This window comes from Pseudanabaena sp. CCNP1317, from assembly GCF_034931345.1.
Taxonomy (GTDB): Bacteria; Cyanobacteriota; Cyanobacteriia; order Pseudanabaenales; family Pseudanabaenaceae; genus Pseudanabaena; species Pseudanabaena galeata.
Window position 1 is genome coordinate 1 of record NZ_JAYGIF010000121.1, and the last position, 13,975, is coordinate 13,975.

Here is a 13,975-nt window from a genome sequence, read left to right on the forward strand (position 1 = left end):
AAACTAGCCCTTGGGCGTGCTTAACGATGCTTTCCATGATCGTTATTTAATTTACTACTACGCCCTTTTTTTCACATTTTTGCTCTTTCTGCAACCCCTTTTCTTGAATGGTGCAAGATCTCAGTTATCTTTCTGTCTGAGATCCTCATAAGCCTCCCATGTATTACCCTCAAAAACTAAGTATCTCATCCATCTCTTCCTTACTAGGCTGATAACCTTGCCGTTGTTCGTGAGTTGCCATAGAACGAGATATCTGTTTCATAAGATCATCATTTTGCAAAACAAACAAAGTTTCCTGATGCTGTTCCCAATCCTCAGAACTAACTGCCGTAAAACTTGATTGCTTGGCAAACTGCCAAATCTGCATAAACTTAATCAGCGATGCTTCAGGCGCTTGCTCAATTTCGTGAATTAATTGCTCTTTGATCGTCATACATTTGTCCTCCTTGCCCTTTAAGCATAGCTTATAAATTTTTACAGAGCTATACATAACAGCGATCGCTCAAAAGTTTTAACAACCCTTAAATTAAACCAATTCATCACGCATCCAACCTCGTAACTTAATTAATGAATTTTTGCCGATCGCTAAATAACTTAGCCTTATCTTCACGTAATCCATTCCCAATATAAAATTTTAGCAACGCATCTATCGACATATCTCGACTTGCTGCAACCTCCTCAATCGATCGCTGAATGTCTCTTACTGAAATTCCTTTAATCGTAATGACCAGCGATCGCAAATATATAGACGTACTTCTCATCGAATTTATAGACGAGTCGATCTTTCTGAGAAATTCGCCTCGACCATAAGCCAGACAGATTATGCTTTAACGGCTCTGGTTTACCTATACCCTTAGCAGGATCGTCCCGCAGTAACTCTTTGATGATTTTACAAAGATTCTTGTGAAGGTTCTTATCTTTCTGTCTGAGATCCTCATAAGCCTCCCATGTATTACCCTCAAAAACTAAGTATCTCATCCATCTCTTCCTTACTAGGCTGATAACCTTGCCGTTGTTCGTGAGTTGCCATAGAACGAGATATCTGTTTCATAAGATCATCATTTTGCAAAACAAACAAAGTTTCCTGATGCTGTTCCCAATCCTCAGAACTAACTGCCGTAAAACTTGATTGCTTGGCAAACTGCCAAATCTGCATAAACTTAATCAGCGATGCTTCAGGCGCTTGCTCAATTTCGTGAATTAATTGCTCTTTGATCGTCATACATTTGTCCTCCTTGCCCTTTAAGCATAGCTTATAAATTTTTACAGAGCTATACATAACAGCGATCGCTCAAAAGGTTTAACAACCCTTAAATTAAACCAATTCATCACACATCCAACCTCGTAACTTAATTAATGAATTTTTGCCGATCGCTAAATAACTCAGCCTTGTCTTCACGCAACCCATTCCCAATATAAAATTTCAGCAACGCATCTATCGACATATCTCGACTTGCCGCAACCTCCTCAAGCGATCGCATCGCATCAACTGGAATTTGCAACAATACCGCCTCAGTCGCACGAGGCTTGATTTGTAGTTTGATATCCTCTTCAATTTGATTCATATAACTTCCTTTCATTACGAGTAGCAGGACGAGCTGAAATTATGCGCGATCTTTTTCATTACCTTGTAAGCGATAGACAACATTCATAAACCCGTCTTCAATATGCTTTAATACGCTATATCAGTAGCTTAACTTGATAAGCGATCGCCCAAAAATTTTAACAACCTCTGCTCATCCCAATTCGCCGCCACACCTTGCAGGACTTGACTAAATAACTGCTCATATTCGCGATCAGATAGAGGAGCCGTTGGCTCTTCATTCGACTTAGCAAACCAACGCTTCCACAAGTTCATAACTCACCTGCCAACACCTGCGACAACATCAACCCTAAAAATTTTAGCAACAAATTAGGTAAGCAACAGAAAACTATAAACGCGCAGATCCCCGACTTTTTGTATGACAGATCGAGTTAACCTATAAACAATGAAAAAAAGTCGGGGATCTTAAACCCTGCCTCCTTAGCAAATAAATGTTTAACTACAGTGATTTAAAGAAAACCCGCGTCTACCAAGAAGCAAAGCAGGAGTTACAAAAATAACTGCTCAAGCTGGCGATTCGTTAGAAGATTACCAAGTGATATGGCTTCGACTACGCGCAGCTATCGATGTCTGCGCGTAGTCGAAGCCAATATTATTTTTGACATTGTTGCGAAGCACACTCAAGAGTTTCAACACAAAGCTGTATGTTGTTAACATCTAACCTAAAAGATAAGATAATTGACGGTTTACTACCAAGTAAATCGCAGGTTATTCTGTCTCTGGCATTCTTAAACTGTTGAATATGTTTACATATGGCAAATAAACCTCCCTTTTCAAGCAAAAAAGCGAATGCAAAAAGAAAGAGGAAGGCTGCCGTTGCTGCTGCTGCCCCGATATCTAGACAAGCTTCCAATAGGAGTAGTTGGTTAAATAATTTACCGATTAGCGCCAAAATCATTTTTGCGATCGGTTCAACTAGCTTTTTATCCTTAATTGGCTTTGCGATCGCCGCTTTGTATCTAAATAATAGTCTCGCGCCGATTGTCAACCAAGAAGCGCAAAGGAAACTATCCGATGCCACATTATTTGTGTTTGGCTTAGGGGTGATTTTGATTGTGATTAGTGCGCTATTCGGTTTATTTATCGGTAGTACGCTTAGCAAGAGGATTCGGGGGCTAGAAGCGATCGCTAGACAATATGCCGCAGGGGACTTTGGCGCAAATGTGGAGCTTGGGGCAAAGGATGAAATTGGCAAGTTAGCTGATATTTTTAACCAGATGACTTTTAACCTTGCCCAAAATAAGCAAGAGCAGTCTTCGGCTCAAGTCGAGGCTGAAGTCCAAAATAATATTTTTCAAGATGAAATTTCGCACCTGCTGGATGTGGTTTCCGAACTGGAGATGGGAGATTTGACGGCTAAGGCTGAGGTCAGTCCCCACGCAACTGGTTTAATTGCGGATACGCTCAATCGTCTATCAGAGCAGTTAGCGGAGGTACTTGCCGCCGTGTTGCAAACTGCTCAACAGGTAACGCTCCGCACCGATCGCCTTGAGCAGTTAGCGATCGCCGTATCCCAAAACGCTGAGCAACAGGAAGCACTGGTGGTGCAAGCCCGTTTAGGAATTGAGGACGTAAACCAATTAGCCCAAGATGCAGCTCAACAAGCGATCGCCGCCAACAAAGCTGTGCAGAGGGTGCGATCGGCTGTGCGACAAGGGGAAGAACAAATTATTTACTTGACGGCTTCGATTGAGTCTCTGCAAGCGGCTACTGTACAGATGGTGCAAAGAATTAAAAATCTGGGGGAATTCGTGGCGCTTGCGAAACAATTTGTGTTGGATCAAAAACGCCTTGCGTCTTTAACTCAGGTTTTGGCGACCAATGCATCTATGGTCGCGGCAAGGGCGCTAGAACAACGCGATCCTGAACAATTTGTCTCCGTCGCAAGGGAATTTGAAGCTATCGCCTCACAGGTAAATAACTTGGCAACCCAAACCAATCAGGGGCTGGTGGTATTGCAACAAAGGACGGGATTTGTGGATGTGGTTGTGTCGGGGATTGATCAAGACGTGCGCGACGTGAATAGCCTTGTGTCGGATTTCACTAATAGTGTGAATAGTTCGGAGCAGTCATTTACCAATATTGCAACTGTAACTGAAGAGTTAGCCGAAATCGGCGTAGCCGTAACTGATTCATCACGCTCAATTGCGGAAGCCGTCAAATTTAGCTTAGCTTCGATCCAAGATATTGAAGCGATCGCGGAACGTTCTGCTTCTCAAGCCCAATTTACCCGTGATCAATCGGGCAAAATGGGCATGTTGGCAAGGCAACTACTAGAAAGGGTGCAGTTTTTCCGTTTACCACCAATGCTAGAAATGCAGATTACGGAAATGGACGAGATGGAATCGATTACTGACAGATAGATTTTTAGTGGCTCAGCAAAGCCGTTCCACTAAAAATCTATCGCCGCCCCTTAATCACAAATTGATAGCGAATAGCGAAATAATGCCAAATTCTGAATTTGATGATTTACAACTGCAAGAAGAACTGCGTACTCTATTTGAATTAGATACCCAGAAATATTTGCAACTCTATGTGCAGACTGTCCATCAGTTAAGCATAGCCAGTTGGCGCGAAGATATTCAGCAGTTATATCGCTGTGTACATACGATTAAGGGTGGTTCTGTTACTGTAGGTTTTCAAGCAGTACTTCAAGTATCGACGATATTAGAGGATGTTCTTTCCGATCTGCGTTATCTAGATGTTGCTCCACCTTTGGCTGATGGCGAATTAGCGAAGTCTTTGATTGAAGCTGGTGAATTACTGATCGGTGCAGTTCAGATGGGGGAACTCAGCAACCCCGAAGCAGCAGTTAACTATATTCAAACCCTACGCGATCGCATTCAATCTAAGTATTTACCTGAATGGAACGAAATGCGTCAAGTTCAGCAAGAATTTGCCGATCAAGGTTTTGATTTGGTGACACTGGAACTGGAAATGGCGATCGAAGATTTACCGCTCACAGGTGAGGTTCCGACCGAAGCTTGTGAGATCGCCAAGCAAACTATGGCGCAGTTACAAGAAATTGGCACAGAAATAAGCTTGGCGGCAACTTGGCATGAATTTTTACAAAAAGGGAGTGAGCTATGCGATCGCCTAGATTGTGAGCAATGGCACGCAGAATGGATGCCATTTCTGAAAAAAGTCAAAGAAAGCGCACGTCAAGGTGGAATTTTTGAAGCTGAACAAGAAGCAACAGTGCCCTCTCTAAGCATAGAATCAACATCAATCGCTGGGAATGAAGTTCCTGCATTTACTTATGCACCAGTTTCGCCAACGGCGGACATTCAAATTCCTGTGCCACTTGATCGCCTAGAGCGATCGTCCCAGTATCTAGTTGAAACCTTGATGGCAACACGTGCCACACAAGGTTTTTACCAATCAGTTTACTCGAATCTATTGCCGTTAGTCTCACTCGCGCAAAACAGTGTTCAATACATTACCCAATTACGCGAAGTTCAAGATGATTATGCATTGCTAGACGCATCAGGGGAGCAGGATGGACTAAAAATTGAGCGCTATCGTCAAGGATATACTGCCATTAACCGCTTACTAGAAATTAGTCTGCGCTTAATTGAATTAGGCTCAGAAACAGGTGAATCGGCAAGGCGGACAGCCGACAGTATCCAAATCCTTGACCGCAGCTTACGCAATCTCCAACAAACCATCGAAGAAAGTCGCCTTGTTCCCTTCTCAACCCTAGCTTTTAGATCGAGAGGGATTTTACGAGATTTAATGACTCGTGTTGGCAAAGTCGTTCAGTTTACGATTATTGGTGAGCAACTGGAACTTGATGCAGGCACACTTCGCAGCTTAGAACCTGTGCTACTACATTTATTGCGTAATTCCTACGATCATGGCATCGAAGATGCGTCTGAACGAGAGAAGTTAGGCAAACCGCTACAGGGTAAAATCGAAATGTCTCTGAAACGGAGAGGCAGTATGTTTGACCTTAGCATTCGCGATGATGGAAGGGGCATTGATCCCGATCGCATTAGTCAAATTGCCCAATCCAAAGGATTGCCACTGACGGATACCAGCACTTCTGAACGACTATTAAGCGTCCTATGTCAATCGGGCTTTACTTCCACTACCGTCGTTAGTGATATTTCTGGTCGAGGCGTGGGCATGGATGTGGTGGCAAGTCAAGTCGCACTGATGAATGGCAAACTTAGCCTTATCTCTCAACTAGGCAAAGGTACAGCTTTTACAATTCAGATTCCCGTACCGCATTTGTTTGTACGCTGTATGCTCCTGCAAGCAGGCGATCGCACTTTTGCAGTTCCCACTTCCGAAATTTACACAACTACCCTCGTTGAGAGTCTGCTCTGGCAAAAGACCGAACGCTCAGACTACACCATTGAGGTACAAGAAGAGAAAGGGAAAATACCAGCGATCGATCTCTATCAATATTGGCAAGGACAAACTGAAACCCGCACCCTCTTACCATCGGCGATCGCTGTGCGGACGAAACAATCAGATAGCGATCGTGGCGTTTGGTTAATTGCCGATACCCTAGTTGGACAGAGTGATCTATTGGTAAATCCAATTCCTGCGCCTCTGGTTGCTCCAATTGGTTTGATCGGGATGAGCTTGATGCCTGACGGGAAGCTGATTCCTGTCATTGACGCACTTTCCTTTGTGGAAGCGTTCTTCTCATCAGGGAATGAACTCCTTACGATTTCTAGTTCTCAATCAACAGCTTCTTTCCTCGATCTATCTAGCGATCGGCAAATTTTAGTCGTAGATGATGCCGCTCTAATGCGTCGCCGCATTGAAAGTGGCTTGTCGCCACAAGGATACGAAATTACAACTTGCGATGATGGGATGGAGGCTTGGCAATGGCTACAACGCCACAGTCAACCTGCTTTGCTAATTACGGATATTGAGATGCCGCGTATGGATGGATTCACGCTGATCGATCGCTGTCGTCAAGCAGGATTAGATATGCCGATTCTGGTGATTTCATCACGTCTTGCTGAAGAATGGTCGCGTGAGACCAGTCGTCTTGGTGCAACTGATTACCTTACTAAAGGGTTTTCAACTTTAGAGCTAGTTAATAAAGTTAGTACTTTAATCGATGAGAAAGCTCTTAAGAAAGAATCTCAATCTCTGCCTTTATAAGCAAGCACCTATACCAAAAAATGAGTGCGTTGCTATAGCAGTGCAAGAGATAACTAGGACAAATCAAAACCCAAAAGATGAGTGGCGGCGCAAAGCGCCGCCACTCATCTTTTGGGTTTTATGTCCTAAGCAAAACTTACGTTGCTATAGCAATCCTAAATAGGTTGTGAGAGTGCGCCCTGAAGGGGCGCACTCTCACAACATTCAAAATCTTACAACTCATTTAGGAGCGCTATATATACAAGAAAAAATTTAAAGAATCTCGCTGATGCTAGCTTCTTTTTAACGTCAGTTCGATGAAATCAGAAAATGGTAAGACTCGCTAAGCCAGTTTATGCCATTTACGGCGTGCTTTGCACGCCATAAATGGCTATATCGAACTCACGTCTTTTTAGAGAGCTAATATCTTAGCTACTAATGCAAGACTTTCTTCGTAGAGAGCCTCCCTTCCCCATCTTTGAAGCTGTTGACCAAGAAGAGTATCAGCACTTTGATCGGACAAAGGTGACACTTGATGCACACGATAGTTTTGCGCTCCACCACCAGCTTCCATCCGCATACAGCCAGTAGATTCTGAACAAAATACATTACAAGCATCAGTATTTTGATTAGAGGCTGTCAGGCGTAATCCAATTAGATCGCCAACTACCTCGCCTACATCACCCACAGGAATCGCCGCTAATTCAGCTTTAACTTGGATGTGGTTACGACCTTCAAAAATAATATGCTGGATATCGTAGTCACCACCTTCAGAACTGCGTTCAATAGGTTCCCACTCTAGGCGACTAGCGATCCAGCCGAGAAACATGAGCGCTTGCGTACTGTTGCCGCGTTCATAGTCAATGGTGATCCCATCAATTTCCCATACTGCCGCACGGCGATCGGGTTGGTCAAATGCTTGAGCAGTCAACTCTTGCCAAGGCGCAAGACGTTGCCAATTCAAATCTGCAATTTGCGTACCCGCTTGGATCATGCCTTGCACTTTGAGTAAGTCTGCCTCAGAATTGGCAAAGGTAGCTGAGTCCATGATTAAGCGATTGCTTAAATTAACTAGCTTCTCAAACATGCGCGTATTTGGCGCAGGGCTATCTTTCCACCATAGAAAAACAGGTAGATCGGGGATCAGTAATTCTGGAAGAATACTATGTACGCGATCGAAGGCTCGTTTCGCGCCAGTGAGGGTGATATATTCACCACAAATTAAGGAGCTACGACTTTTTTGAATTGGGCAGTAGGCTGCTACTTGTGCGGATATACCTTGATCTTCTTCATCGAGAGTTACCAAATCAATGACTCGACATGGACTCTGAGAAACGATCGCATCAACGGAAGCCATCCGTGATGCTGCACCCATGGTTTCTGGTTCATACACTAATAGATTGAAGGTAGTAGCACGGGCTGCCGAATTTTCGCCATAGGACTGCCAGATTTTGCTTAGCTCTGCTTCGACTTGAGATACCGAGACATCTTTGGGAGCTTGCAAAGATACAACGGAAGTTGCTTGCGTATTCATAATTTTGTTGAATCAACACCGTTTATATTGATCTTAAATAATTTGGCGTTGCCAAATTATTTAAGGAGTTTATAGTCGTCGCCACTGCCGCCCATCACGTTCGATCAGTTGTTCAGCTTCAGATGGTCCCCATGTCCCTGCTTCGTATTGTGGCACGACGCTGGGATCATTGGGCATTTCCCAAGCAGAAAGCGCTGGAGTCACGACTTTCCAAGCAGCTTCCACTTCGTCACCGCGTGTAAATAAGGTCTGATCGCCCAACATACAGTCTAACAACAAGCGATCGTAAGCATCGGAGCCTTCGATACCAAAGGTTTTGCCATAGCCAAAGTCCATATCCACTGATCGCGATCGCAGGTCAGCCCCCGGCATTTTTGCCTCGAACTTTAATGCAATCCCCTCATTGGGTTGAATCCTTAGGGTCAGCACATTTGGTGACACCTGTTTAGCTGCCGACTGAAACAGTAAATAAGGCACATCACGAAACTGAATCGCAATTTCGCTGACTTTTTTAGGCATCCGTTTGCCAGTTCGCAAATAGAAAGGAACACCCTGCCAACGCCAATTATTGACTTCAAACTTCATTGCCACATAGGTTGGTACTAAGGACTCAGGGTTAACATTTGGCTCGCGGCGATAGCCTTGCACCTGTTTCCCCTTCATCCAACCCTCGCTGTATTGAGCGCGTACACAAGAACGCTCTAATTTGCGAGTGTCGGCAAGTCGAGTCGCTTGAATCACCTTCACTTTCTCATTGCGGAGGGAATCTGCATCCATGGAGTTTGGTGGCTCCATAGCCGTTAGACAGAATAGCTGCATCAGGTGGTTTTGCAACATATCCCTGAGCGCTCCAGAGTTTTCGTAATAACCAGCCCGATCCTCAACGCCAACGGTTTCGGCAACTGTGATTTGGATGTGGTCGATAAACTGGCGATTCCATAATGGCTCAAAAATCGCATTAGCAAATCGCAGCACTAAAAGATTTTGAACGGTTTCTTTGCCTAAATAGTGGTCAATACGATAGATCTGTTTTTCGTCACAGGATTTCTGCACAACCCGATTCAGGTCTTGGCATGACGACAAATCACGTCCGAATGGTTTCTCAATTACCACTCGCGTTTTTTGGGCATTTTTAATCATGCCAGCCTGACCCAACTTTTCGATCGCATCGGTAAAGTAATTAGGCGAAACAGCTAAATAAAAGACACGATTACCACGAGTGCCTCTTTCTTTATCTATTTGCCCCAAAAACTCATCAAGTTTGCGGTAATCGTCAAGGTTGCTCATGTCAAGCGATTGATAATACAAGCCTTCAGCAAAATCGTCCCAAATTGCTTCGGCTCCAATACCTACGGAGAACTTTTCTACGCCCTCACGCATTTGCTCTCGGAAATAGTCATGGCTCCAAGGTCGGCGAGCGACACCCACGATTGTGAGTTCGGGCGGTAGGCGACGTTGTTGTTTGAGGTGATAGATTGCAGGAACTAGCTTGCGGATCGTCAAGTCACCCGACGCACCAAAGATTACCAGAATCGATGGCTCAGGTGTTCTTTCTTGCTGTAAACCAACCCGTAAGGGATTTTCGAGTATTTGTACCACAGGCTCGGTTGTTGAACGCTAGCTAGATTCTAGCTAATGCATTCCGTTTTCAAGCAATATCGTCTGTTTTCCTTTAGGATCACTAGTCTTAATTTTTATGGACATAATCAATTACACATCCAAATCTGTAAAGTTGCGCTCCTCAGTGGTGCAACTTTACAGATTTGGAAATTTATTTTGAGATGCGGTAAAACCTCAAATATTGCAGCAATTATCGATCAAATAAACTCCAAGATATTTCTTGAAAGTATTGCTAAGCAATACTTTCAAGAAATATCTTGGTTTGGGAGTAGGTGCAAAGCACTGTAAAAAAGCAATAAACGAATTATTACGGAGCTACTGTTTTAAGTAGATGGGCATAATTAATTACAAACCCAAACCCGTAAAGTTGCGCCCCGCAGGGGCGCAACTTTACGGGTTTGGGTAATTTATTCTGCACAGGTACTTAACAGTCATATTGTGTGATAATGATTATCATTCTTAAAAAAATAGCTAAATATGTAATTAACGTCAGTTCGACGAAAGCGAAAAATGGTAAGAATCGCTAAGCGATTCTTACCATTTTTCGACATTTGCGGCGTGCGAAGCACGCCGCAAATGGCTATATCGAACTCACGTTAATTAATATCGCAAAAAGTGATTTAGAACGATTTGATAAAAATTATTGATATTAAAACCATCTATTTTATCGAAAAATCTAGATTTGCAGAGCGGATTAAGTTCATAAAATCTTTAAGATGTCTCTAGTTTAATGACTTTAACTACTATTAAGAGTGATACATGCAAGTGAGGAGTTACGCTATGTCGCAAGTTTGGTTTGAACCAGTACAAAAGTCTCTAGTTGGCGCGATCGCCTTTTCGGCGATTGGAATGCTGCCTAGCGCTATATCCAACGTATCGGCTCAGTCGTTACCACCAATCAAGGATGTCCTAACCCAAAATGTCACGTCAGTTTCACAACTCAGTGATGTACGTCCCACAGATTGGGCTTTTACGGCTTTACAGTCCCTAGTTGAGCGCTATGGATGCATCGCAGGTTACCCCGACAGCACCTTTCGCGGCAGGCAAGCCACCAGTCGCTATGAATTTGCCGCAGGTTTAAATGCTTGTCTCGACAAAATTAATGAAATTATTTCCGCAGGACTAGCCGATAAAGTTAGTAAAGAGGATCTCGCCACATTACAAAAATTGCAAGAAGAATTTGCCGCCGAACTTGCAACGTTGCGTGGACGTGTCGATGCGCTTGATGCAAAAACTGCCAAGCTGGAAGCGCAGCAATTCTCGACGACAACTAAGCTCACTGGTCAAGCGATCGCGGCTGTTTCGGTCGGAAGTTCAGGCACTGATTTTCTGCTGGACTCAACTGGAGCGCTGACAACCAATGCGGGCAAGGTGAATACAACTGTGATCAGCCGTGTGCGCTTGAACTTTAATACGAGTTTTACTGGCGAAGATTTATTACTCACTCGGATTGAGCTTGGCAATGGCGGCACTGGACTAAGCAATTCTCTTGCTCCCGCAGACAACTTATTAGGGTTCACAGGATTTGGGAACAGTTCTAAATTTGATTACAGTGATGTCGGCACAAACGCCACACTCAATCGCTTGCGTTACGATTTCCCGATTGGCAAAGATATCCAAGCTTCGATTGGCACAAACATGTCGCTGAACGACCATCTGGATGCGAATAGTTTTGCCAATGACGAGTCCGCCGATTTTTCTAGTGGCATGTTTATCAATAACCCCTTGATTTTGCCTGTGAATGATGGGGCTGGAGCAGCGATCGCATGGAACTTTGGCGGTAGTGCTTTTACCTTGAGAGCAGGTTATGTGGCTCAGAATGCTAATAGCCCGACCTCTGACGGCACGATCAATCGTGGCTTATTTGGTGATCCTTACCAAGGTACGGTTGAGCTAGAGTTTGCGCCGAAAAATGCTGATGATGCAAGTCCCTTTGCGATCCGTCTGCAATATACTCGCGCCTCGGTAAATAATCTGGACTACAACACAGGCGGCGTAAACCTTGAGTGGGCTTTTAATAAATCTGTAGCCCTTTTTGGACGCTATGGATTCGGCAATATCAGTAATCGCGGTAATGCCATTTCCGCAGCGCTTCCCACCTATACAACTACAGCCAATGATTCTCTAAATCCCCAAACTTGGTCTGCGGGTTTTGCTTTTCCTGATTTGTTTAAGGAAGGTGCAATGGCAGCGATCGCGGTTGGACAACCTTTCATTGAGAGTCAAGTAGGTAACGCTACTCAAACCAATGTGGAGTTGTTCTATCGCTTTCCGATCTCAGACAATATCAGTATCACTCCTGATTTGCAGTTCATTTTTAATCCCAACAACAACAGTGACAATAGCACCATTACTGTCGGCACATTGAGGACTGTATTTTCGTTCTAATTTAACGTGAATTCGATATAGCCATTTGCTTCGTGCGAAGCACGAAGCAAATAGCGAAAAATGGTAAGAATCGCTAAGCGATTCTTACCATTTTTCGCTTTTGTCGAACTGACGTTAATTTACCGAAGGGTTTAAGAAACCATTGACAGCAATTGCAGCCGAACGAGCTAAAAGAAAAAACTGCAAGCATTGCTTCGCAGTTTTTTTCTTGGTTTGGATTTGATGTAATACCAATTCAGTAAGGGGTTTAAAAACGCAAAATGGCATAGCTATTTACTAAAGCTCATGCCAAATACATGATTATTTGATAAAAGTTTGATTGGTGTTAGCGATCGCATTATGATATTCGCACTGTAAATAGTAAGCGTACCGAGAGCGAGGTTAATGACTGCTCAAGCAACACATCACAAGTCTAATAATGAGCCAAGCAGCCCAAAGGACTGGTCGTGGAAATTTTGGCAGGTCGTGCCGCTTTACCCCTATGGTCAGAGACGCACTATTCGTAACGAAATTGTCAAGGATGCGATCTGGACATTCGAGCAGCTTCAGGGGATTTTTTATGTAGTCGTACCGATCAGAATGACGGTAGTGAAATTATCGGCTGGCGGACTGCTGGTATATGCTCCAGTCGCCCCAACTCCCGAATGTATTCGTCTCGTAAATGAACTGGTCGCTGAACATGGCGATGTCAGATATATTATTTTGCCCACGGTTTCAGGAATTGAGCATAAGGTATTTGTGGGACCCTTTGCGCGACAGTTCCCCAAGGCTCACGTTTATGTCTCCCCGCACCAATGGAGCTTCCCATTCAATTTGCCACTTAGTTGGTTAGGAATGCCTTGGGGGCGCACATCGCTACTACCTGAAGATAGCTCAAAGGTTCCCTTTGCCGATCAGTTTGACTATGCAATTCTGGGTTCGATTGAACTAGGATTAGGAAGGTTTGCGGAGGTCGCAATGTTCGACAAGCGATCGCAGACTCTTTTAGTTACAGATACGATTGTTTCTGTTTCTGAAAAGCCGCCAGAAATATTACAAATCGATCCCTATCCATTGCTATTTCATGCTAGAGATGGTGCAGATGAACCCATTGTCGATACAGAAGTAAATCGGATACGTGGTTGGCAAAGAACTGCACTATTTCTATTCTATTTCCGCCCACAAGTTTTGGAAACCGTTCCCTTTTTCCAATCTCTACTAGATATTAGCAAAGCCCCAGAGCGATCGCGCAAAGCCTTTTTTGGTCTATTCCCTTTTCGCTGGCAATATGACTGGTATCAGTCCTTTGAAGCTTTACGCGGACAAGGACGTATTTTTGTCGCGCCGATCCTTCAAACTCTCATTCTCAATCGCGATCCTCAAGCCGTGATCTCATGGGCAGACAAGGTTGCTAGTTGGAATTTTGTGCGGATTGTTCCTTGCCATTTTGACAACGCGATCGCTGTAACACCCCATGAATTTCGCCAAGCCTTTAGCTTCTTAGAGAAGAATCCTCAACCTTCAAATATTCCTGACCTTCCTGAAAGGGACTTTACAGTTCTTAATCAAATCAATAATATTTTACAAAGCAGTCGCATTATTGTAAAAGCAAAGGAAAAAATTTAACTAACGCGAACGAGAAGTCCCGCACTCTATCCGTATACAAGGATGAGTGACGGGATGAAAGTGAGCCAGAAACAAATTGAGCGATTCTCGAATCAATAGAAGTTATCTATGCTATAATTAGC

General features: G+C 43.8%; 13 protein-coding genes. 5 read left to right on the plus strand and 8 right to left on the minus strand.

The window, feature by feature from the left end; translation table 11 throughout:
* Positions 1-169: 169 nt before the first annotated feature.
* The 6 genes from VB775_RS21985 to VB775_RS22010 form a co-directional block, all read right to left on the minus strand.
* Positions 170-433: a hypothetical protein gene (locus VB775_RS21985; RefSeq protein WP_281008971.1), complete on the minus strand. Its 264-nt coding sequence runs from the start codon at positions 431-433 to the stop codon at positions 170-172.
* 127 nt (positions 434-560) lie between these two features.
* Positions 561-761 carry a hypothetical protein gene (locus VB775_RS21990; protein WP_281008969.1) on the minus strand — a complete coding sequence of 67 codons (201 nt, stop codon included), beginning with the start codon at positions 759-761 and terminating at the stop codon, positions 561-563.
* Entirely contained in the window at positions 715-978 is a 264-nt protein-coding gene (locus VB775_RS21995) for a Txe/YoeB family addiction module toxin (RefSeq protein WP_281008970.1), read from the minus strand. Before VB775_RS21995 ends, VB775_RS21990 begins: the two co-directional genes overlap by 47 nt.
* Entirely contained in the window at positions 959-1,222 is a 264-nt protein-coding gene (locus VB775_RS22000; RefSeq protein ID WP_281008971.1) for a hypothetical protein, read from the minus strand. Before VB775_RS22000 ends, VB775_RS21995 begins: the two co-directional genes overlap by 20 nt.
* Positions 1,223-1,349: 127 nt before the next feature.
* On the minus strand, positions 1,350-1,565 hold the full coding sequence (locus VB775_RS22005) for a hypothetical protein (protein WP_281008972.1): 216 nt from the start codon (positions 1,563-1,565) through the stop codon (positions 1,350-1,352).
* Positions 1,566-1,693: 128 nt separating this feature from the next.
* Positions 1,694-1,858, minus strand: a complete 165-nt coding sequence (locus tag VB775_RS22010; RefSeq protein ID WP_281008973.1) for a hypothetical protein — start codon at positions 1,856-1,858, stop codon at positions 1,694-1,696.
* A gap of 497 nt (positions 1,859-2,355) precedes the next feature.
* Between VB775_RS22010 and VB775_RS22015 the strand changes: the two genes are divergently transcribed.
* On the plus strand, positions 2,356-3,966 hold the full coding sequence (locus VB775_RS22015) for a methyl-accepting chemotaxis protein (RefSeq protein WP_281008974.1): 1,611 nt from the start codon (positions 2,356-2,358) through the stop codon (positions 3,964-3,966).
* Positions 3,967-4,048: 82 nt separating this feature from the next.
* On the plus strand, positions 4,049-6,727 hold the full coding sequence (locus VB775_RS22020) for a response regulator (RefSeq protein ID WP_281008975.1): 2,679 nt from the start codon (positions 4,049-4,051) through the stop codon (positions 6,725-6,727).
* Between the two features lie 391 nt (positions 6,728-7,118).
* Here the strand turns inward: VB775_RS22020 and opcA are convergent, their stop codons facing one another.
* Entirely contained in the window at positions 7,119-8,240 is a 1,122-nt protein-coding gene (gene opcA, locus VB775_RS22025) for a glucose-6-phosphate dehydrogenase assembly protein OpcA (protein ID WP_281008976.1), read from the minus strand.
* 69 nt (positions 8,241-8,309) lie between these two features.
* Complete coding sequence (zwf, locus tag VB775_RS22030) at positions 8,310-9,839, minus strand: glucose-6-phosphate dehydrogenase (protein ID WP_281008977.1); 1,530 nt, start codon at positions 9,837-9,839, stop codon at positions 8,310-8,312.
* A 36-nt stretch (positions 9,840-9,875) separates the two neighbouring features.
* Between zwf and VB775_RS22035 the strand changes: the two genes are divergently transcribed.
* The 3 genes from VB775_RS22035 to VB775_RS22045 all read left to right on the plus strand — a co-directional run bounded on the left by VB775_RS22035 (position 9,876) and on the right by VB775_RS22045 (position 13,853).
* Positions 9,876-10,148 (plus strand): hypothetical protein, encoded by a 273-nt coding sequence (locus tag VB775_RS22035; RefSeq protein WP_281008978.1) that lies wholly within the window; start codon positions 9,876-9,878, stop codon positions 10,146-10,148.
* 492 nt (positions 10,149-10,640) lie between these two features.
* The gene (locus VB775_RS22040) at positions 10,641-12,248 is read left to right on the plus strand and encodes an iron uptake porin (RefSeq protein ID WP_281008979.1); all 1,608 of its coding nucleotides are present in this window, start codon (positions 10,641-10,643) and stop codon (positions 12,246-12,248) included.
* A 384-nt stretch (positions 12,249-12,632) separates the two neighbouring features.
* On the plus strand, positions 12,633-13,853 hold the full coding sequence (locus VB775_RS22045; protein WP_281008980.1) for a DUF4336 domain-containing protein: 1,221 nt from the start codon (positions 12,633-12,635) through the stop codon (positions 13,851-13,853).
* The last annotated feature ends 122 nt before the right edge of the window (positions 13,854-13,975 follow it).